The organism is Mycolicibacter longobardus, from assembly GCF_002102265.1.
GTDB classification, from domain to species: Bacteria; Actinomycetota; Actinomycetes; order Mycobacteriales; family Mycobacteriaceae; genus Mycobacterium; species Mycobacterium longobardum.
Map to the genome: position 1 here is coordinate 280549 of NZ_LQPG01000010.1, position 20013 is coordinate 300561.

Genomic DNA, 20013 nt, shown 5'->3' on the forward strand with positions numbered 1-20013 from the left:
CCGCGTCAGGCCGGCTGAGGTAGGCGTGCGGCGTTCTCCGGCGTGGCGGTCACCGGAACCGAAGGCCCGTGCATGACGGTCGCCTGATCCGTCTTGAACTGTTCGTAGAGTTCCTTGGGCGTCGCGATGCCGTGGCGTGCGAACGCCTCGGCGGGCGTGACGGTCTCCGCGGTGACCGGTGCGATGCCCAGCAGCGCCGGTCCGGCCAGCGGCACGGTCGACGGGCTGAGGTACCGCAGGGCGAGCATGGCGAGTTTCGGCCGGGCCAGCACCGCCATGCCGACCCGCAGAATCGGCCGGATCAGCCAGTCGACGGCGGCACTTTGGTGGGTGTTGGCCAGATCGCGCTGCCATCGGGGCAGCATCCGAATGACCCCGGCCCGCAGCAGGAACCTGGCCGGCCATTTCAGCGGTGCCAGCGCCGCCGGCAGGTCGGGCAGAAACACCTCGGCGTTCATCAGGTGCTGCATCGCATGCTGGGTGGCCTCGCTGGCCGCAAGTCGCGGGCGCATCCGCTGGAAGTAGTCGCGAACCTCGTCGCGGGTGCGCGGTACCGCCGCCGGGTCGATCGTCTGGAACTCCGCGGCTTTCGCGCAGTCCGCCCAGTACCGGCGTTCGTCGGACTCCGAGAGCTTGCCGGGCCCGTAGAGCTCGTACGCGTAGAGCACCGAATGCCAGCCCGTTACCAGGATCCACAGCTGCTGGTCCGGGTTGTTCGGATCGGACCACACCCCGGAAACGGGTTCCACGCAGCCGGCATGCGCATGCACCTTCGTCAGCGTTTCCGCCGCCTTGGCCGCGGACAGCGAATCCCCGATCGCGATCGTCGCGAAATAGTGGATGGTGCGCTCCAGCCGGACCCGCGGCTGGTTGTAGATCCGGCTGGTGGCGTTGACGGTCGCGGTCAGGAACGGGTCCAGCTCCTCGACCACCACCGCGCGGCTGATCGCGACCGTGGGTGTGGTCGGGTACGTCCATACCCGCCACGCCACCGAATCCGGCCCGAACACCCCGTAGTCCAGCAGGGGTTGGTACTTGCGCCGGCCGGTGGGCGAAGACGCGTCGGTGAAGCCGGGCTCAGTCATGATCTCCCCTTGTTGGTGCGGTGTCATGCCGCGCGGAATGCGCTGCAGATGATCTGTCCGTAGAACACGCCGAGATCATCGGCGGTCCAATCGTTTTCGTCGTCCAACAGCGACCGCGACGCCGCCTCGCCGGCCGACATGAACAGTTCGATGAGAACCGGGAGCTTGCGCTCGAGATCTGCTGTCTGCCACCACCGTTGCAGTGCCGGGCCGATCCACCGGGTGGCGCTGGCGGCGACGGCCCGGCGAGCCTCTGCGACGACGTCGGACACCGAGGGATCCGGGTTGGCCGCGAAGATCAGCCGCCAGGTGGAGGGATGTTCCTCGACCATGTGCAACAGGTGCTGGTAGCCGGTGACGAATGCGGCCTGCGGGTCGTCGCCGCGGGCGGTGTGCAGCGCTTCGAGCAGCCGGGCCACCATCGTGTCGCGCTCGCGCTCGACCAACGCCTCGATCAAGGCCACCCGGTCGGGGAAGCAGGAGTACACCACCGGACGGGTGACCCCGAGTCGTTCGGCGACCGAGCCGACGGTCACCGCGCTGGTGCCGGCCGCGGCTGCGATGGCCAGCGCCGCATCGAGCACCTGCGGGCGGCGACGTTCCGGGCCCAGATGGGCCGCACGCTCTCGGTTGTTCAGGGCGACAGTCACTACAGCAATGTAGCAAAATTCTTCACTATTGTAGATTTTTCCTACGCCGATGTAGAGTCACACCGCATGACCACGCTGTTCAACCCGCACGCCCCGGACTTCGCCGATTTCGACGAGCGGACCCGCCAGATCTTCACCGCCACCATCGACTTCTTCGAGAGTCACGGAAAGGCCTGGCTCAAGCAGCAGGACCGCGACCGGGTCTGGTACGCGGAGTTCCTGGAATTCGCCAAACGGGAGGGGATCTTCGCCACATTCCTGACCCCCGCATCGGAAGCCGGCGGAGATCCCGACAAGCGCTGGGACACCGCCCGCAACGCGATGTACAGCCAGATCCTCGGCTTCTACGGCATGCAGTACTGGTACGTCTGGCAGGTCACGATCCTGGGGCTCGGGCCGATCTGGCAGTCCGACAACCCCAAGGCCCGTGCGCGTGCCGCCGCGCTGCTGGACGCCGGGGACATCTTCGCGTTCGGCCTCTCGGAGAAGGAACACGGCGCCGATGTCTACTCCACCGACATGGTGCTCACGCCGAAGAGCAGCGGCGGGTACTCGGCCGACGGCGGCAAGTACTACATCGGCAACGGCAACCTGGCCCGCATGGTGTCGGTGTTCGGGCGTCGTGCCGACAAACCGATCCTGGACAGCTCCGACATGGACAGCCACAAGCCCGACGAGGACTTCACCGGCTACCTGTTCTTCGCCGCGGACAGCCAGCACAAGGCCTACCGGCTGCGCAAGAACGTCGTCGACGCCCAGATGTATGTGGCCGCGTTCGACCTGGAGAAGTACCCGGTCTCAGCCGACGACATCCTGCATGAGGGCAAGGGCGCCTTCTACGCTGCCATCAACACCGTCAACATCGGCAAGTTCAACCTCGGATTCGGCGCCATCGGCTCCTGCGAGCACGCGATGTATGAAGCCGTCACCCACGCGGAGAACCGGGTGCTGTTCGGCAGCCGCGTCACCGAATTCCCCCAGATCCGGCAGATGCTCGCCGAGGTCTACTCCCGGCTGATCGGGATGAAGCTCTGCAGCGAACGGGCGATCGACTACATGCGTTCGGCCTCGCCGGCCGACCGGCGTTACCTGCTGTTCAACGCGATCGAGAAGATGACCGTGACCCGCGAGGGCGAGAAGATCGTCACCGTCCTGTCGGACATCATCGCCGCCCGCGGCTTCGAGAACGACATGTTCTTCACGATGGCCCTGCTGGGTTCGGTCGGGCTGCCGCGCCTGGAGGGCACCGTGCACGTGAACATGGCGTTGTCGCTGAAGTTCATGGCCAACTACATGTTCCGTCCCACCGACGCCGGCCTGCTGGCGATGCGCGCCCTGCCGGTCGGTCATGCGCCCAAGCGCGCGGTGCGGGCGTTGGCCGCCGGACTGCGCACCGCGGGCCACGCGGTGATCCCGCCGCTGGCACGCATTCCGGTGACACCCCGTGCGCTGCGGGCCGCCCGGCCGCCCGCGGTCAGTCGCCGCCGTGACTTCGCAAACGACGACTTCCTGTTCGCGCAGGGCCCGAGCCGGGGATTGAGCAAGATCGCGTTCGCCGACTGGCGGCCGATCATGCAGCAGTTCGCCCACATCCCCAATGTCGGGGTGTTCTTGGCGCAGGCCGAGGCATTTCAGGCGCTGCTGGCCGTCGCCGAGCCCACGCCCGAACAGCAGGCCGACGTCGACTTCCTGTTCAGCGTGGGGGAGCTGTTCACTCTGCTGCCCTACGCGCAGCTCATCTTGGAGCAGGCCGCCCTCGGCGACACCGACCCGGACGTGATCGATCAGCTCTTCGAAGTGCTGGTGACCGACTTCTCCGGCCACGCCACCAAACTGCACTGCAAGGCCACCGCCACCGCCGCGCAGAAGGCCCGGGCACTCGACCTGATCAGGCAACCGGTGGCCGACACCGGGCGATTCGACCGGGTGGTCGCCCAGGCGCGTGCCCTGGCGAATGCCTACGAGATGAAGCCTTGAGGCGTCAGCGCCCCACCCGGTTCCGCATGGCGTTGAACATGCCGCGGACCGCGTTCTCGGTGGCCGCCAGCGGCGACATTGCCGTCTCGCCGACCTCGACGAGGTAGTCGATCCGGCTGACGATGGCCTCCACCGGTTCGATCAGCGTCGCCAGTCGCCGGGCCAGGTCATCCAGACCGGCCATGGTCGACTCCAGGTGGTCCAGACCGTCGCCGAGGCGTTCGACGGTGGCGTTGAGGCCGGCCAGTGAGCTGTTGAGCTCATTCATCGTGTTGCCCAGGCCACTGAGGACATCCTCGAGCTGCCCCACCGTCACGTCGGCGTTCAGCGCCGCCTGGGCCAGTGTCTTGAGCCGATTGCGTTCGCCGCCGGAACCCGAGCTTCTGTCTGCCATGCCGCCAATTATGACGCGTCGCGGCCGACGACTAGTCAGATTTCCCCGGCAGCTGCGAGGCCGCCGCCTGATCGAGCAGCCACACCGTCTGCTCACGCCCGATCGCGCCCGCGGCCGGCACCGACACCGGGTCAGCGCCACCGACGGCGGCGGCCACCGCATGGGCCTTGGACGCGCCGGCCACCACCAGCCAGACCTGGCGGGAGCGCTGGATTGCCGGCAGCGTCAAGGTGATGCGGCGCGGCGGCGGTTTGGGCGAATCGTAGACCGGCAGCACCAGCCGGGCGGATTCGATTACCGCCGGGGTGTCCGGGAACAGTGAGTTGACGTGGCCTTCACCACCCATGCCCAACAGATGCACGTCGAAGTCCGGTGTGCGCTCACCGGGTTCGGCATGATCGGCCAGTACCTGCTCGTAGGCCAGCGCCGCGACGTCCAGATCATCGCCGAACGCGCCGTCGCTGGCGGCCATCGCGTGAATGTTGTCGGCCGGGATCCCGACGCGGTCCAACAGCGCCTCGCGGGCCTGCTTTTCGTTGCGCTCGTCATCGTCGCCAGGTACGAATCGGTCGTCGCCGAAATACACGTGCACGCGTTCCCAGTCGATCCGCGCTGCATGCTCACCGAGCCGACGCAGCAGCCCGATACCGCTACCGCCGCCGGTCAACACGATCTGTGCACGGCCCCGCGCGGCGATGGCCGACTCGACGGCATCGGCCAGCCGGTCACCGGCGGCGGCGACCAGTGCGGCGGCGTCGGGATAAGTCGCAACGATCACAGATACTCCACTTCTTCGAGGCCGGTCAGCGCGGCGCCGTAGATGGCGTCGGGGTCCAGTCGGCGCAGATCTTCGGCCAGGCATTCCGCAGTCACCCGGCGCGGCAGTGGCACGAATGCGTCGGGCCGTCCGGTGCGGCTCAAGGTGGCGGTCACCCCGTCCTGGGGGCGGCTCAGTGCCACCGTTTCGCTGTCGCGCACCAACTCGATCTTCAGTTCGCCGACCACGCGCCGCACCGGTCCGTCGATGCGACTGGCCAGCCAGCCGGCCAGGATGTCCAGGGCCGGCTCCGTCGGCAACCCGGAGACCTGCGCCGAGCGGATCGGCTCGTAGGGCGCCTGATCCAGCGCGGAGGCCAGCAGCGCCCGCCAGTAGGTGATGCGGCTCCACGACAGATCGGTGTCGCCGGCGGTGTAGCCGCCCCGGCGACTCTTGATCGCCGCCAGGGGATCCGGCGCGTTGGTGGCGTCGGTGATCCGGCGCACCGCCAGCGCGCCCAGCGGATCGGCGGCCGGCGCCGCCGGCGCGACGTCGGGCCACCACGCGACGATCGGGATGTCGGGCAGCAGGAACGGCACCACGACCGCGTCGGCGTGCCCGGCCAGCGGACCGCACAGCCGCAGCACCACCACTTCGCCCGCCCCGGCTTCGCCGAACATCCGCAGCTGGGCGTCCAACCGGGCCTCGGGAGACTCGGGGTCACCGGTCACCACCACGATCACCCGACACGGATGCTCGTGGCTGGCGATGTTGGCCGCGGCGATGGACTCGTCGAGCAGTGTGTCGTTCTCGGCGTCTTCGAGGGCGATGATCAGGCTCAGCACCCGGCCGGTGGTCGCCGCGCCGATCTGCTCGCGGAGCTCGTTGAGTTTCTTGTTGATCGCGGTGGTGGACGTATCGGGCAGGTCGAGAATCATGGGCGCCGCCATTCGCGGCCGGAACGCGCCAGCATCTCGAACGACGACTGCGGCCCCCAGCTCCCGGCCACATAGGGTTCCGGCTTGCCGTGTTCGGCCCAGTTCTCCAGCACCGGATCCAGTATTTCCCAAGACAATTCGACTTCGGCATTGACCGGGAACAGCGACGGTTCGCCCAGCAGCACGTCCAGGATCAGCCGCTCGTAGGCCTCCGGCGAATCCTCGGAGAACGCCGAGCCGTAGGAGAAGTCCATATTGACGTCGCGGACTTCCATCAGGTGTCCGGGCACCTTGGACCCGAACCGCAGGGTGATCCCTTCGTCGGGCTGCACCCGGATCACCAGTGCGTTCTTGCCCAACTCGTCGGTCATGGTGGCGTCGAACGGTAGGTGCGGGGCGCGTTTGAACACCAGGGCGATCTCGGTGACGCGCCGCCCCAGGCGTTTGCCGGTGCGCAGGTAGAACGGCACGCCGGCCCAGCGCCGGGTGTCGACCTCCAGGGTGATCGCCGCAAAGGTCTCGGTCCGCGAATCGTGGGCGAACCCCTCCTCGTCGAGTAGGCCCACGACGTGTTCGCCGCCCTGCCATCCGGCGGCGTACTGGCCGCGGGAGGTGGTCTCATCCAGTGGCTGTGCCAGCCGGGTGGCCGAGAGCACTTTGATCTTCTCGGCCTGCAATTCGGCGGGGGAGAAGCTGACCGGCTCCTCCATCGCGGTCAGAGCCAGCAACTGCAGCAGGTGGTTCTGGATCACGTCGCGGGCGGCGCCGATGCCGTCGTAATAGCCGGCTCGCCCACCCAGGCCGATGTCTTCGGCCATGGTGATCTGTACGTGGTCGACGTAGTGGGCGTTCCAGATCGGGTCGAACAGCTGGTTGGCGAAGCGCAGCGCCAGAATGTTCTGCACCGTCTCCTTACCCAGGTAGTGGTCGATCCGGAACACTGACTCCTCCGGGAAGACGCTGTTGACCACGCTGTTGAGCTCGACCGCGCTGGCCAGATCGTGGCCGAACGGCTTCTCGATCACCACCCGGCTCCACCGGCCGTCCCGCGGCCGCGCCAGCCCGGTCGAGTGCAGCTTCTCGCACACCACCGGGAACGCGCCGGGCGGGATCGACAGGTAGAAGGCGTGATTGCCGCCGGTGCCGCGTTCGGCGTCGAGTTCCTCCAGGGTCTGCGCCAGCCGGGCGAATGCCTCGTCGTCGTCGAACGTTCCTGTCACGAAACGGAATCCGGCGGCCAGCCGGTCCCACACCACCTGGCGGAACGGGGTGCGGGCGTGCTCCTTGACGGCCTGGTAGACCACGTCGGCGAAGTCCTCGTCGGCCCAGTCCCGGCGAGCGAACCCGACCAGCGCGAAGGTCGGTGGCAGCAGCCCGCGGTTGGCCAGGTCGTAGATGGCCGGCATGAGCTTGCGCCGGGCCAGGTCGCCGGTGACACCGAAGATCACCACACCACACGGGCCGGCGATGCGGGGCAGGCGCTTGTCCCGCTTGTCCCGCAGCGGATTCCGCCACTGCGCGGCGGTGTTTCGCGCTGCCCCGGCGCCGGCCATCAGATCACTTGGCGGCTTCGAGCTGCGCTGAGGTGGCGTCCAGCAGTTCGCCCCAGGATGTCTCGAACTTCTCCACGCCCTCGGACTCCAACACCTCGAACACATCGGGCAGGTCGATGCCCACGGCTGCGAGCTGGTCGAAGACGGCCTGGGAGGCCGATGCGGTGCCGGTGATGGTGTCGCCGGTGATGTCCCCGTGGTCGGCCACCGCGTCCAGCGTCGGCTCCGGCATGGTGTTGACGGTGTTGGCCGCAACCAACTCGGTGACGTAGAGGGTGTCCGGGTAGTCCGGGTTCTTGACGCCGGTCGAAGCCCACAACGGGCGCTGCACCCGGGCGCCGTGTGCCGCCAGCGCGGCGAAGCGCTCGCCGGCGAACACCTCTTCGTAGGCGGCGTAGGCCAGCCGGGCGTTGGCGACCCCGGCCTGTCCGCGTAGCGCCAGCGCTTCGGCTGAGCCGATCTTCTCCAGCCGGGCGTCGATCTCGGTGTCGACCCGGGATACGAAGAACGAGGCCACCGAGTGGATCTTGGCCAGGTCGTGCCCGGCGGCCTTGGCGGCCTCCAGGCCGGCCAGGTAGGCGTCCATCACCTCACGGTGCCGCTCGACGGAGAAGATCAGCGTGACGTTGACCGAGATCCCTTCGGCCAGTACCGCGGTGATGGCCGGCAGGCCTGCCTTGGTGGCCGGGATCTTGATGAACAGGTTGGGGCGGTCGACGATCTTCCACAGCTCGACGGCCTGCGCGACGGTCTTGTCGGTGTCATGGGCCAGACGCGGGTCGACCTCGATCGACACCCGGCCGTCCACACCGTCGGATGCCTCCCACGCGTGGGTCAGCACCTCGCACGCGTTGCGCACGTCGTCGGTGGTGACGGTGCGGATCACCGCGTCCACGTCGGCGCCACGGGCGGCCAGTTCGGCCAGTTGCCTGTCGTAGGCGTGGCCCTTCTCCAGTGCCTTCTGGAAGATGGTCGGGTTGGTGGTAACCCCGACCACACTGCGGGTGGCGACCAGCTCGGCCAGGTTGCCCGACGTGAGCCGGTCCCGGGACAGATCATCGAGCCACACCGATACGCCGGCGGCGCTCAGAGCGGCAAGCTTGGGGTTCTGAGTCATGTTGCGCTCCTTTGATTGACGTCAGTTTTCCAGGGTTCGCTCGGCGGCGGCGACGACGGCGCCGGCGGTCAGACCGAACTCACGGAACAGCGTTTGGTAGTCGGCGGATTCGCCGTAGCGCTCGATGGAGACGATCTCGCCGGTGTCGCCGACCAGCTTGTGCCAGCACTGGGCGATACCGGCTTCGACGGCCACCCGAGCCGACACCGACGGCGGCAACACCGCGTCGCGGTAGTCGGCCGGTTGCGCCTCGAACCACTCCAGACACGTCATCGACACCACGCGGGCGTTGATGTCCTTGTCCGCCAAGAGTTTCTGCGCCTCCACGGCGAGCTGCACCTCCGAGCCGGTGGCGATGATCACCACATCCGGCTCGGTGTCGTCGGCGCCGCCCAAGATGTAGCCGCCGCGCGCGACGCCCTCGGCGTCGGTGCCCTCCAGGACCGGCACATTCTGCCGGGTCAGGATCAGCCCGACCGGCCCGCTGTCCGCGCCGCGAGCCAGCACGGTGTGCCAGGCATAGGCCGTCTCGTTGGCGTCGGCCGGACGCACCACCGACAGTCGCGGGATGGCACGCAGCGCCGACAGATGTTCGATGGGCTGGTGGGTGGGGCCGTCCTCACCGAGCCCGATCGAGTCGTGCGTCCACACGTAAATCGGGTCGATGTCCATCAGTGCCGCCAGCCGGACCGCGGGCCGCATGTAGTCGGAGAACTGCAGGAAGGTGCCGCCGTAGGCACGGGTGGGCCCGTGCAGCACGATGCCGGACAGGATCGAGCCCATCGCGTGCTCGCGGATCCCGAAGTGCAGCGTGCGGCCGTACGGGTCGGCGGTGTACTCGCCGGTGGAGATCGACGCCGGCCCGAACGACTTGACACCGTCCATTGTGGTGTTGTTGCTGCCCGCCAGATCGGCTGAGCCGCCCCACAATTCGGGAAGCTTCGGCCCAACCGCGGCGAGCACCTTGCCGGAGGCGGCGCGGGTGGCCACCGCCTTGGAGCCGGGCTCCCAGTACGGCAGCTCGGCGTCCCAGCCCTGCGGCAGCTCACCGGCGAGCAACCGGTCCAGCAGCGCCTTCCGCTCCGGCTCGCGGGCCGCCCACGCCTCGAACTGCGCCTGCCAGTCGGCGTGGGCCTGCTTGCCGCGCGCCACCAACCCGCGGGTGTGGGTGATCACGTCCTCGCGGACGTCGAACGACTTGTCCGGGTCGAACCCGAGCGCGGACTTGGTGGCGGCCACCTCGTCGCCGCCGAGCGCCGAACCGTGGATGGCGCCGGTGTTCATCTTGCCCGGGGACGGGTAGCCGATGATGGTGCGCAGCGAGATGAACGAAGGCTTGTCGGTGACGGCCTTCGCCTTGGCGATCGCCTCCTCGATGCCGGCCACGTTCTCGCCGCCCTCGACTTCCTGGACGTGCCAGCCGTAGGACCGGTAGCGGGCGGCGGTGTCCTCGCACATCGCGATCGCGGTGTCGTCCTCGATCGAGATCTTGTTGTGGTCGTAGAAGACGATCAGATTGCCCAGCTGCTGAACCCCCGCCAGCGACGACGCCTCACTGGTGACGCCCTCCTGGATGTCACCGTCCGAGGCGATCACGTAGATGAAGTGGTCGAACGGGCTTTCGCCCGGTGCGGTGTCCGGGTCGAACAGCCCGCGCTCGTAGCGCGCGGCCATCGCCATGCCGACCGCTGAGGCCAGGCCCTGACCGAGCGGGCCGGTGGTGATCTCCACACCCTTGGTGTGCCGGAACTCCGGGTGTCCCGGGGTTTTGGAGCCCCAGGTGCGCAGCGCCTCGAGGTCAGCCAGCTCCAGCCCGAAACCGCCCAGGTAGAGCTGGACGTACAGGGTGAGGCTCGAGTGCCCGCAGGACAGCACGAACCGGTCGCGGCCCAGCCATTCGGTGTCGGACGGGTCGTGGCGCATCACCCGCTGGAACAGCGTGTAGGCCAGCGGTGCCAGGCTCATCGCGGTGCCCGGGTGGCCGTTGCCGACCTTCTGTACCGCGTCGGCGGCCAGCACCCGGGCGGTGTCGACCGCGACGGAGTCGATCTCAGCCCAGTCTGCGGGGTGGTGCGGGCGAGTAAGGGCGGAGATCTCTGCAGCAGTGGTCACGAACTTCAGGTCCTCATCTTCGAGATTTGGCTAGACGAGCCGGGGTGGTTGTCAGCCTAATCGCCGTCAATTGACCCTGCGATTCGGCCGACCCGGCCAGGCGGTCTACCATCGTCCGTAGTAGAAGCTGGCGTCGCAGCTGCCATCCTAGGAGTCATCACGTGAGTATTCGCGAGCGCGCGCAGCCGCGCCGAATACGCGCAATACGCAGCACGTTGTTGGCGTATCTGTCACTGACCAAGCCGCGGATCATCGAGTTGCTGCTGGTCACCACCATTCCGGCGATGCTGCTTGCCGACCGCGGCACGGTGAATCCGCTGCTGATCTTCAACACCATGATCGGCGGGATGTTGGCCGCTGCGGGCGCCCACGCCCTGAACTGCGTCGTCGATGCCGACATCGACAAGGTGATGAAGCGCACGGCGCGCCGGCCGCTGGCTCGCGAGGTGGTGCCGACCCGCAACGCGCTGATCTTCGGCCTGGCCCTCAGTGCGGTCTCCTTCGTCTGGCTGTGGCGCACAACCAACCTGATGTCCGGTGTGCTGGCGGTGGCCACCATCGCGTTCTACGTGTTCGGCTACTCGATGCTGCTCAAGCGCCGCACCTCGCAGAACGTGGTGTGGGGCGGGGCGGCCGGCTGCATGCCGGTGGTGATCGGCTGGTCGGCGGTGACCGGCACCATCGGCTGGCCGGCGCTGGTGATGTTTTTGGTGATCTTCTTCTGGACGCCGCCGCACACCTGGGCGCTGGCGATGCGCTACAAGGAGGACTACGCGGCGGCAGGGGTGCCGATGCTGCCGGTGGTCGCCAGTGAACGCGTCGTCACCCACCGGATCGTGGTCTACACCTGGGCGACGGTGATCGCCACGCTGGCGCTGGTGCCCGCCGCCGGGTGGCTGTACGCCGCCGTGGCGTCGCTGGCCGGGGCATGGTTCCTGGTCATGGCGCACCAGCTCTACGCCGGTGTCCGCCGCGGCGAACCGGTCAAGCCGCTGCGGCTGTTCCTGCAGTCGAACAACTACCTGGCGGCGGTGTTCTGCGCGCTGGCGGTGGACTCGGCGATCGGTCTGCCCACGCTGTTCTGAGCCCTCGCTATCGCCGGTCCCACTCGAATCGGGTCTCCGGGCCCTGGCGAAGTGCCGCGGCGATGCGCTCATGCATGCGCCTCGGCATCTCCGGCAGCGCGGAGAGCTCCCACCAGCGCGCGTCGGTGCTCTCGTCGTCGGCCGGGTAGGGGTTGCCTGCCACCCAGCGCATGACGAATACGTGGTCGAGGTACTGGGCCTGATCGCCGTTGACGTGGGTCACCGGTGCGGTGGTGTGCACCCAGGCCAGCCGTTCGGGCGCCGCGGTGACACCGGTCTCCTCGGCGACCTCCCGGACCGCGGCGTCGGCCGGCTCCTCGCCGGGATCGACGATCCCGGTCACCGGCGCCCAGACGCCGTTGTCGGCCCGCTTCACCAGTAGCACCTCGTCGCCGCGGATCACCACCGCCGTCACTCCGATCAGCCACAGCGGGTCATGGCCGATATGTGCCCGGAGATCGACGATGAACTGCGGAGTCGGCATGTGATCGATCGTGCCAGCCGACTTGCTCATTCTTCGCGACACCGAGAAGAGTTTGGCAACCCGAAACTAAAGATTCGCTAGAGTGAATTCTTGTGTTTGGACCGCTGTGGATGGCGTCGCCGCCGGAGGTGCACGCAACGCTGCTCAGCAGCGGGCCCGGCCCCGGGCCGCTGCTGGCTGCTGCGGCGGCGTGGTCGGCGTTGAGCCTGGAGTACGCCCAGGTCGCCGAGGAACTCCAAGCAGTGGTGGGCGCGACGGTGGGTGCGGCGTGGCAGGGGGAGGCAGCGTTGCGCTACGAAGCGGCGCACCAGCCATACCTGGCGTGGTTGACGCGCGCCGCCGCCGAGAGCGCACACATGGCTGCGGCGCACGAATCGGCGGCGGCCGCCTACGTCACGGCGTTGGCGGCCATGCCCACGCTGCCGGAGCTGGCCGCAAACCACGCCACTCATGGCGTACTGATCGCCACGAACTTCTTTGGGATCAACACCATTCCGATTGCACTCAACGAAGCCGACTATCTCCGCATGTGGGTGCAGGCCGCCACGGTTATGGCGACCTATCAAGCTGTCAGCGAGGCCACCCTGGCCGGCGCCCCCCGCGCCGCTCATGTGGCCCCTATTCAGAAGGCGGAGTCCGGTCCGGCTTGGTGGTCGCCGCAACCGATCACCGAGAACCCCCTGCAGGGCCTACTCGATGTCCTCGAACCATTCCTGAAAAGCCTCGGTCTAGGAGACGGCTTCGCTGGGCCCGACCGCGTCACCAACGCGGTGACAACCGTCGTCGCGGAATTCCTGCAGAACTTCGGGCTCCATTGGGACCCGGCCGCCGGAACACTCAACGGCCTCGACTATGAGCTCTACGTCGATGCCACCCAACCGATCTGGTACCTCGTGCGAACTCTGGAGCTGTACCAGGACTTCCTGGCTATCACCCAGGACCCGAGTCAGATCATCCCGGCGCTGCAGTACTTCGCCGCCCTGGTGCTGTTCGACTGGCCCACCCATATCGCCCAGTTGCTGCAGGCGATAAGCCAGCCGGCGCTGGTGGCCGCCGCGGCGGGCGCGGTGGTCGCGCCTGTCGGCGGCCTGGGTGGCCTCGCCGGCCTGGCCGGGTTGGCTCAACCGGTGCCCGCGAGTGCCGCTGCGCCGGTGAGCCCGCTGACTCCGGTGGTCGTTGCCGACGTACCGGCTGTCGCGGTCGGCCCAGCGGTGGCGGCTGCCCCGCCGCCGCCGGCCCCGCCGCCGGCTGCCGCTCCGGCCGGTGCGGCGCCGGCGCCTCCGGCTCCAGCGCCGCCCGCGACCGTGCCCGCCGGTGCCCCGCTGTTCCCCTACCTGGTCGGGGGCGGGCCCCGGATCGACTACGGATCGGGGCTCGGAGCCCACGCCGCCGCCGCGGACAGCGCCAAGCGGAAGACCCCCACCCCGGAGGCCGCCTCGGCCGCGGCGGCAGCGGAATCCCGCCGGGCCAGACGCCTCCGGCGGCGCAAAACCAGACCGGGGCACGGTGACGCCGCGATGAATCTGACCGTCGGGGTGACCCCGGACTGGGAACCGGCACCGGTGTCCGATCACGGTGCCGGGGATCTGGGACGCACCGGCAGTGTGCAGGCCGCCGGCAGCCGCGCGACCGGGCTCACCCGGCTGGAAGGGGCGGAGTTCGCCGACGGCCCCCGGGTGCCGCTACTTCCCGACGGCTGGAAGGCCGGCTAAGGGTCGAGCACGATCGAGCCCACCGTGCGGCGAGCCTGCAGGTCCCGGTGGGCTTCGGCCGCGTCGGCAAGCGGGTAGTGCCGGCTCACCGTGACCTCAAGCGTTCCGTCTCCGATCGCCTCGAACAGTTCCCCGGCGCGCCAGGCGAATTCCGGTGCGGTGCGGGTGAAATGAGCCAGATTGGGCCGCGTCAGGTACACCGATCCCGCGGCGTTGAGCCGCTGCGGATCGACCGGCGGCACCGGTCCGCTGGCCGCGCCGAACAACGCCAGCGTGCCCCGTACCGCCAGGCTCGCCAGGCTGGCGTCGAACGTCGCCGCGCCCACCCCGTCGTACACCGCAACCACCCCGCCGCCGGTCAACTCCCGGATGCGGGCGCCGAATGCGGCCGCGGCCTCGCTGTCCGAGCCGGGGTAGTCGAGCACCTCGACGGCGCCGGCCCGACGCGACAACTCGGCCTTGGCCGGGCTGGACACCGTGGTGATCACCCGGGCCCCGAGCGCGGTGGCCCACTGGGTCAGGATGAGCCCCACGCCGCCGGCCCCGGCATGCAGCAGGACGGTGTCGTCGGGCTGCACCGGATACACCGACTTGATCAGATAGTGCGCCGTCAGGCCCTTGAGCAGTGCGGCGGCGGCCACGCCGGAGTCAACGCCGGCCGGAATGTGCGCCACCAAAGATGCCGGCGCCGTGCAGTATTGGGCGTAGGCACCGGTCGCAGCAGCGCTTGCCACACGGTCGCCGACTTCGAATGCGGTGACCCCCGCCCCGACCTCGGCCACGGTGCCGGCCGCCTCATTGCCGACCACGAACGGCAGCTCGGCGGGGTAGATCCCGGAGCGGAAATAGGTGTCGATGTAGTTGACCCCGACGGCCTCGACCCGGATCAAGACCTCACCGGAAGCGGGGGACGGTTGTGGTCTGTCGACATAGCTCAGGACCTCGGGTCCACCGGTCGCGGCGACTTCTACGGCGTGCATGGTGACTATCATCTCCGAATGTGAGGTCCGCATGAAGCTGGCCCGGCCCGACATCTTTCATCCGCGCATCGTGCTGGCGGAAGATTCGGGGCGCGGGTCCGAAGACGACGGTCGCGATGACGCCGACGACGACGCCGGCTTGATCGCTGCGCTGCGACACCGCGGGCTGCACGCCCGCCGACTGCCGTGGGACGACCCGGAGACCCTCGAAGCCGACCTGGTGATTCTGCGGACGACCGGCGGCGGCCCGGCCCGGCGCGCAGAATTCGCCGCCTGGACCAAGCGGGTGCGCAATCTGTTGAACCCACCCGAAGTGGTGGCCTGGAACGCCGACCGCCGCTACCTGGCCGACTTGCAGTGCGACGGAGTGCCGACCTCGACCGGGCACCCGGCGGCGGAGGTGACGTCGCTGGTGTTCTTCGGCGCAGGACGGTCGCATGCCTTCGGAGCCGCGGGCGCCGACCCCGACTTCGAACTGTGGGATGTGGGACGTGCCGCCCTGCGCGCGGCCGCGGAACGACTGAGCATCCGGATCGAGGAGTTGCTCTACGCGCGTGCCGACGTGGCGGGAACCACCGCGGATGCGTGCCTGATGAGCCTGGATCTGATTGCACCGCAATTGGGTTGGCGTGAACTCGACGCCGAAGAACGGGACCTGGCACAGCGCCGATTCGCGGTGGAGGTCTCCTCGGCGCTAGAGCGGCTCGGGCTGGGCCCGCTCGCGCAGCGACGCCCATAGCGCCGCGGTGGCTCCGGTGACCAGCACGGCGCCCGCAACGTGCATGGTGACCAGTACGGCGGGCACCCCGGTGAAGTATTGGACGACGCCGATCAGTCCCTGCCCCAAGGTCAGTGCTATCACCACGGCCAGCCGGCGCGGCACCGGTTTGGCCGCCCGCACCGCCGCCAACCCGAAGCCCAGGCCCACCACCAGCCCGAGGAAACCGATCAGCAGGGACTCGTGCAGGTGGGCCAGCGTGGCGACCTCCACCTTGAGGCGGGCCACCGTGCGGGTCGCGCTCTTGTCCCCGGCGTGTGGGCCGGCGGCGGTCACCAGGGTTCCGGTCACCAGCACGGCGGCCAGTATGGCGGCGCACAGCGCGGTCAACCGCCGCAACGGCGCCGGGACCAGCTCGATCACCAAGGCCCCGCCCTCGAAGTCGGGCTCACCGACCTTCACGTAGAACAGCACCGCCAGCCACACCATCAGCATCGAGACCAGCAGGTGCACGGCCACCGTCCACCAGGCCAGCCCGGTGCGCACGGTGATGCCGCCGATCACCGCCTGGAGCACTGTGGAGCCCGGCATCAGCCAGGCGTAGACCAGTACCTCGGTGCGCCGCCGCGCCCGGATCACGGCCAGCACGGCCAGGGCCGCGGTGATGACGACCGCGAAAGTGACCATGCGGTTGCCGAACTCGATGGCCTGGTGAATCCGGGGCACCTCCGAGACCGCCACCGGTACATAGCTGCCCGGGAAGCACTGCGGCCAGGTCGGGCAGCCGAGCCCGGATGCGGTGACGCGAACGATCGCGCCGGTGACCGCGATGAAACCCTGGGTGAACACCACGGCGGCGGCCAGCCACCGCTGGGTGCGCAGGCCCGGTTCGGGCAGCAGGTCCACCAGGCGCATCAGGAACCGTCCCACGGGCCTGATCGTAGAGGATCGGTAACTACAGGCCGTAGTAGGCAGGGTGTGCGCCGGTCAGCTGAACCGGAACCACCGCACGGCTCCCACGGCCGCCAACACGCCCCACGCCGCCACCACCGCGATGCCGAACCAGTCGACCGAGACGCTCAATGCCTGTGACAGCGCCTCGGTGAGGGCTCCCGACGGGGTCAGCCGCGCCAGCCAGCGGATGGTGTCGGGCACCAGGTCGGTTTCCACCGTCAGCGCGCCGAGTCCGCCGAACACGAACCACATCAGGTTGGCGGCGGCCAGCACGATCTCGGCTCGCAGACTGCCGCCGAGCAGCAGGCCCATGGCGGCGAAGCATGCGGTCCCCAGTGCGATGACGATCGCCCCGAGAGCCAGTCCGGCCATCGTCGGCCGCCAACCCAGCCCGATGCCGATCGCCCCGAGCAGCACGGACTGCAACAGAACCACCGTCGCCACCGAGAGCGACTTGCCGGCGATGACGCCCCATACCGGTAGCGCGGTGGCGCCCAGCCGTTTCAGTGCCCCGTAGCGGCGGTCGAACGCCACGGCGATCGCCTGGCCGGTGAACGCGGTGGCGATCACCGCCAGCGACATGATCACCGGCAGCAGTGTGGTGGCGCGCTCGGCATGACCTTCCCCGAACGGGCCCAGCGGCAGCACCGACAGCCCGACCAGCAGGGTGATCGGGATGAACATGGTCAGCAGCAGCTGCTCGCCGTTGCGCAGCAGCAGGGTCAGCTCCAACCGGTACTGCGCGGCCAGCATGGCCGCCACGCCAGCCGGACGCGGGTCCGGGGTGAAGGTGCCGGGCGGGAACGCCTGATGGGTGGTCATGCGCGCAGCTCCCGTCCGGTCAGCTCCAAGAACACGTCCTCCAGGCTGCGCTGCTCCACCCGCAGCTGGGTGGCCAGCACGTCGACCCGGGCGCACCAAGAGGTCACCGTCGCCAGCACCTGCGGGTCCACCGAGCCCTCGACCAGGTATTCGCCGGGCAGCACCTCGCTGGCCCGGTAGCCCTCCGGCAACGCCGCGATCAGCAGCGACAGATCCAGGCGCGGGGGCGCGGTGAAGCGCAGCTGCCCCTGGGCGCCGCTGCGGGTCAGCTCCTGCGGTGTGCCGGCGGCCACCACCTTCCCGTGGTCGATGATCAGCAGCCGGTCGGCCAGCTCCTCGGCCTCCCGCAGATGGTGTGTGGTCAGCACAACGGTCACGCCGTCGCGGCGCAGCGCGTCGATCAGCTCCCACACCAGCAGCCGGGCGTGCGCGTCCATGCCGGCGGTCGGCTCGTCGAGGAACACCAGCTCCGGCCGGCCGACCAGCGCACACGCCAGTGCCAGCCGCTGCTGTTGCCCGCCCGAGAGCCGGCGGTAGGTGGTGCGGGCCGCATCGGTCAGTCCGAGGGTCTCCAGCAGCCACTGCGGGTCCAGCGGGTTCGCCGAATACGACGCGACCAGCTTGAGCATCTCGCCGGCGCGCGCCGCGGGGTAACCGCCGCCGCCCTGCAACATCACTCCGATACGTTCGCGCAGCCGGTCATTGTCGGTTACCGGGTCCAGCCCGAGGACTTCGATGGTGCCGGCGTCCGGGCGCACGAATCCCTCGCACATCTCGACCGTCGTCGTCTTACCGGCGCCGTTCGGGCCGAGCAACGCAAACACCTCCGCGGTGTGCACCTCGAGATCGAGGTCGGCGACGGCGATCGTCTCCCCGTATCGTTTGCGCACCCCGCGCAACCGCACTGCGACAGCTGAGTTCACGGGGAATCAGCGTAAGCGTCCGCGGTGGTGGCCGACGGCGGGGTGGGTCCCTCCACCGCTGCGGCAGCCGCCGGGCGGGCGGGTTCGGCCGGCAACTCTCGCCACGGCAGGCGCCGGTAGGTCAGCAGGAACAACCCGAGCACCACGACGGCACTGGCCAGGGTGGCGTCCACGATCTGGAAGAGGGCGAAGCGGTCGCCGTTGGCGGTCGGGCCGAAAATGCCCACCACCAGCGTCACGCCGATCACCGCGATCCGGAAGCTCGGGCGGGTCGCCCAGGCGGCGAGCGGGATGATCGCCCACAGCAGGTACCACGGCTGTACCACCGGGAACAGCAGCACCGTGATGCCCAGGGCCACGCCGAGGCCGCCGACGGGATGCAGCCGGCCTTGGAACACCACCAGCAGCAGCCAGACCACCAGCACCGCGATGATCAGCACACCGATGGCACGGGTCAGTGACAGCACCGCGGTGGTGTGATCGCCCAGGCCCAGCAGGATTCCCACCTGGCCGGTGCCGAGGGCGAGCAGGGTCGGAGGAGACATCCAGCTGCGCACCACGTTGGCCGTGCCCAGGGTGAACACCCAGCCGAAGCCCAGCCCACTGGCCCAGCCGATCAGAGCCGTCACCGCCGCGGCCAGCGCGCTCATTCCGGTACCGGCGAGCAGAAACGCCCGCAGGTCACCGCCCCAGCGCCAGCCCAGCGCCATGGTGACGAACCCGAGCGCCAGCAGCGACGGCAGCTTGACCTGCGACGACAGCGTGATCAGCACGGCGCCCGCGAGTAGTTCGGCCAGCGGCGCCCAATCATGCCGGGTGGGGTGCTGATGCAGATCGGGGAACAGGGGCTTGGCCGCGGTGATCCCGCGCAGGGCGAACTCGGTGCCGGTCAGCATCAGGCCCAGCATCAGTGCCTCGTTGTGGATCCCGGCGACCAGGTGCATCAACAGCAGCGGGTTGGCCGCACCCAGCCACAGGGCGCTGACCTCGGCCACCCCGCAGCGCGCCGCCAGCCGGGGAACCGCCCACACGATCAACCCGACACCGATCAGCACCACCACCCGATGGCACAACACCGCCGTGACGATGTTCTCGCCGGTCAACGCCGATATTCCCCGGCCGATCCACAGGAACAGCGGGCCGTAGGGCGCCGGCGTCTCCCGCCACAGGCTGGGTACCGACAGGGTGAACACGTGATCCAGGCCCAAGGCCCGCGCCGGACCCACCCGGTAGGGGTCCAGGCCGAGCCGGGAGATCTGACTCTGCGCCAGGTAGGAGTAGACGTCCTTGCTGTACATCGGCGGGGCCACCAGCAGCGGCAGCATCCACAGCAGCAGGGTGCGGTCGAGTTGACTGCGTGACATCCGCCGCCGACCGAGGGCGAACCGGCCCAGCATCAGCCAGGCCAGCGCCATCATCACCGCGCCGGTCGTGGTCATCGTCAGGGCCACCGTGGCCATTCGCGACGGCAGGTTCAGCAGCCGGACCCCGAAAGTCGGGTCCTGGATCACCGGCCGGGCGCCGGCTCCCAGCGCACCGATGGCCATCAGCACGGTGCCGGTAGCTCCGAACAGCCGGGTGCGGCGCAGTGCGACCAGCTCAGCGTCATTCAGGGGCGCGCCGACGGTGCGCTCATCGCCGTGCAGGTGCGCGATCGACGTGCTCAGCGAGTGCCGGCGGACTGCCATCCCAGCAGCGTAACGGCCGCTGGTCGTCGGCCCGCCGGACGTGGGATGTGACCAGCGCCACGGC

General features: G+C 69.1%; 18 protein-coding genes. 4 read left to right on the top strand and 14 right to left on the bottom strand.

The genetic code is table 11. From position 1 onward, the window contains the following. Nucleotides 1-5: 5 nt before the first annotated feature. Complete coding sequence (locus tag AWC16_RS05840) at nt 6-1085, bottom strand: oxygenase MpaB family protein (protein WP_165759167.1); 1080 nt, start codon at nt 1083-1085, stop codon at nt 6-8. Nucleotides 1086-1108: 23 nt separating this feature from the next. After that, nucleotides 1109-1735: a TetR/AcrR family transcriptional regulator gene (locus AWC16_RS05845; protein WP_234812134.1), complete on the bottom strand. Its 627-nt coding sequence runs from the start codon at nt 1733-1735 to the stop codon at nt 1109-1111. Nucleotides 1736-1801: 66 nt separating this feature from the next. Here AWC16_RS05845 and AWC16_RS05850 point away from each other — a divergent pair, with 66 nt between their 5' ends. Further along, nucleotides 1802-3712: an acyl-CoA dehydrogenase family protein gene (locus tag AWC16_RS05850; RefSeq protein ID WP_085263819.1), complete on the top strand. Its 1911-nt coding sequence runs from the start codon at nt 1802-1804 to the stop codon at nt 3710-3712. A gap of 4 nt (nt 3713-3716) precedes the next feature. On the opposite strand, the gene AWC16_RS05855 is transcribed toward AWC16_RS05850, so the two are convergent. Genes AWC16_RS05855 through tkt form a run of 6 tightly spaced genes read right to left on the bottom strand, consistent with a single transcriptional unit; the run spans nt 3717 to nt 10583 of the window. After that, nucleotides 3717-4106, bottom strand: coding sequence for an ATPase (locus AWC16_RS05855; RefSeq protein WP_085263820.1), 390 nt, complete (start codon nt 4104-4106; stop codon nt 3717-3719). 31 nt (nt 4107-4137) lie between these two features. Then, nucleotides 4138-4884, bottom strand: a complete 747-nt coding sequence (gene pgl / locus AWC16_RS05860) for a 6-phosphogluconolactonase (protein WP_109561296.1) — start codon at nt 4882-4884, stop codon at nt 4138-4140. After that, nucleotides 4881-5801 carry a glucose-6-phosphate dehydrogenase assembly protein OpcA gene (opcA, locus tag AWC16_RS05865; RefSeq protein ID WP_085263907.1) on the bottom strand — a complete coding sequence of 307 codons (921 nt, stop codon included), beginning with the start codon at nt 5799-5801 and terminating at the stop codon, nt 4881-4883. The genes pgl and opcA overlap by 4 nt, the downstream gene beginning before the upstream one ends. Beyond that, nucleotides 5798-7354: a glucose-6-phosphate dehydrogenase gene (gene zwf, locus AWC16_RS05870; protein WP_085263822.1), complete on the bottom strand. Its 1557-nt coding sequence runs from the start codon at nt 7352-7354 to the stop codon at nt 5798-5800. Before zwf ends, opcA begins: the two co-directional genes overlap by 4 nt. Nucleotides 7355-7358: 4 nt before the next feature. Continuing rightward, a complete protein-coding gene (tal, locus tag AWC16_RS05875) occupies nt 7359-8471 on the bottom strand; it encodes a transaldolase (RefSeq protein ID WP_085263823.1) in 1113 nt (370 codons plus the stop codon). A 21-nt stretch (nt 8472-8492) separates the two neighbouring features. Continuing rightward, the gene (gene tkt, locus AWC16_RS05880) at nt 8493-10583 is read right to left on the bottom strand and encodes a transketolase (RefSeq protein WP_085263824.1); all 2091 of its coding nucleotides are present in this window, start codon (nt 10581-10583) and stop codon (nt 8493-8495) included. A 161-nt stretch (nt 10584-10744) separates the two neighbouring features. Between tkt and AWC16_RS05885 the strand changes: the two genes are divergently transcribed. Beyond that, nucleotides 10745-11668, top strand: coding sequence for a heme o synthase (locus tag AWC16_RS05885; RefSeq protein WP_085263825.1), 924 nt, complete (start codon nt 10745-10747; stop codon nt 11666-11668). A 7-nt stretch (nt 11669-11675) separates the two neighbouring features. Here AWC16_RS05885 and AWC16_RS05890 read toward each other — a convergent pair whose 3' ends face one another. Then, on the bottom strand, nt 11676-12152 hold the full coding sequence (locus AWC16_RS05890; protein WP_085263908.1) for an NUDIX hydrolase: 477 nt from the start codon (nt 12150-12152) through the stop codon (nt 11676-11678). Nucleotides 12153-12262: 110 nt separating this feature from the next. On the opposite strand from AWC16_RS05890, the gene AWC16_RS05895 reads away from it, so the two are divergent. Beyond that, complete coding sequence (locus AWC16_RS05895) at nt 12263-13864, top strand: PPE family protein (protein WP_085263909.1); 1602 nt, start codon at nt 12263-12265, stop codon at nt 13862-13864. Here the strand turns inward: AWC16_RS05895 and AWC16_RS05900 are convergent. Then, complete coding sequence (locus AWC16_RS05900; RefSeq protein WP_085263911.1) at nt 13861-14844, bottom strand: quinone oxidoreductase family protein; 984 nt, start codon at nt 14842-14844, stop codon at nt 13861-13863. The two genes, AWC16_RS05895 and AWC16_RS05900, sit on opposite strands and share 4 nt — an antisense overlap. A 31-nt stretch (nt 14845-14875) precedes the next feature. Here AWC16_RS05900 and AWC16_RS05905 point away from each other — a divergent pair, with 31 nt between their 5' ends. Continuing rightward, nucleotides 14876-15583 carry an ATP-grasp domain-containing protein gene (locus AWC16_RS05905; RefSeq protein WP_085263826.1) on the top strand — a complete coding sequence of 236 codons (708 nt, stop codon included), beginning with the start codon at nt 14876-14878 and terminating at the stop codon, nt 15581-15583. Here the strand turns inward: AWC16_RS05905 and AWC16_RS05910 are convergent. The 4 genes from AWC16_RS05910 to mptB all read right to left on the bottom strand — a co-directional run bounded on the left by AWC16_RS05910 (nt 15539) and on the right by mptB (nt 19949). Then, nucleotides 15539-16477 carry a COX15/CtaA family protein gene (locus tag AWC16_RS05910; protein WP_085263912.1) on the bottom strand — a complete coding sequence of 313 codons (939 nt, stop codon included), beginning with the start codon at nt 16475-16477 and terminating at the stop codon, nt 15539-15541. The two genes, AWC16_RS05905 and AWC16_RS05910, sit on opposite strands and share 45 nt — an antisense overlap. Nucleotides 16478-16549: 72 nt before the next feature. Further along, nucleotides 16550-17338, bottom strand: a complete 789-nt coding sequence (locus tag AWC16_RS05915; RefSeq protein ID WP_085263827.1) for an ABC transporter permease — start codon at nt 17336-17338, stop codon at nt 16550-16552. After that, on the bottom strand, nt 17335-18261 hold the full coding sequence (locus AWC16_RS05920) for an ABC transporter ATP-binding protein (protein ID WP_109561297.1): 927 nt from the start codon (nt 18259-18261) through the stop codon (nt 17335-17337). The genes AWC16_RS05915 and AWC16_RS05920 overlap by 4 nt, the downstream gene beginning before the upstream one ends. Next, nucleotides 18258-19949 (bottom strand): polyprenol phosphomannose-dependent alpha 1,6 mannosyltransferase MptB, encoded by a 1692-nt coding sequence (gene mptB, locus AWC16_RS05925; protein ID WP_085263828.1) that lies wholly within the window; start codon nt 19947-19949, stop codon nt 18258-18260. Before mptB ends, AWC16_RS05920 begins: the two co-directional genes overlap by 4 nt. Between the last annotated feature and the right edge of the window lie 64 nt (nt 19950-20013).

Coding starts and splice junctions, on each gene's coding strand:
- AWC16_RS05840 (WP_165759167.1), bottom strand. CDS start 1,085: ATGACTGAGCCCGGCTTCACCGACGCGTCTTCGCCCACCGGCCGGCGC.
- zwf (WP_085263822.1), bottom strand. CDS start 7,354: ATGGCCGGCGCCGGGGCAGCGCGAAACACCGCCGCGCAGTGGCGGAAT.
- AWC16_RS05895 (WP_085263909.1), top strand. CDS start 12,263: ATGGCGTCGCCGCCGGAGGTGCACGCAACGCTGCTCAGCAGCGGGCCC.
- AWC16_RS05855 (WP_085263820.1), bottom strand. CDS start 4,106: ATGGCAGACAGAAGCTCGGGTTCCGGCGGCGAACGCAATCGGCTCAAG.
- AWC16_RS05890 (WP_085263908.1), bottom strand. CDS start 12,152: ATGCCGACTCCGCAGTTCATCGTCGATCTCCGGGCACATATCGGCCAT.
- AWC16_RS05905 (WP_085263826.1), top strand. CDS start 14,876: ATGAAGCTGGCCCGGCCCGACATCTTTCATCCGCGCATCGTGCTGGCG.
- AWC16_RS05900 (WP_085263911.1), bottom strand. CDS start 14,844: ATGCACGCCGTAGAAGTCGCCGCGACCGGTGGACCCGAGGTCCTGAGC.
- AWC16_RS05850 (WP_085263819.1), top strand. CDS start 1,802: ATGACCACGCTGTTCAACCCGCACGCCCCGGACTTCGCCGATTTCGAC.
- opcA (WP_085263907.1), bottom strand. CDS start 5,801: ATGATTCTCGACCTGCCCGATACGTCCACCACCGCGATCAACAAGAAA.
- tal (WP_085263823.1), bottom strand. CDS start 8,471: ATGACTCAGAACCCCAAGCTTGCCGCTCTGAGCGCCGCCGGCGTATCG.
- AWC16_RS05915 (WP_085263827.1), bottom strand. CDS start 17,338: ATGACCACCCATCAGGCGTTCCCGCCCGGCACCTTCACCCCGGACCCG.
- mptB (WP_085263828.1), bottom strand. CDS start 19,949: ATGGCAGTCCGCCGGCACTCGCTGAGCACGTCGATCGCGCACCTGCAC.
- AWC16_RS05910 (WP_085263912.1), bottom strand. CDS start 16,477: ATGCGCCTGGTGGACCTGCTGCCCGAACCGGGCCTGCGCACCCAGCGG.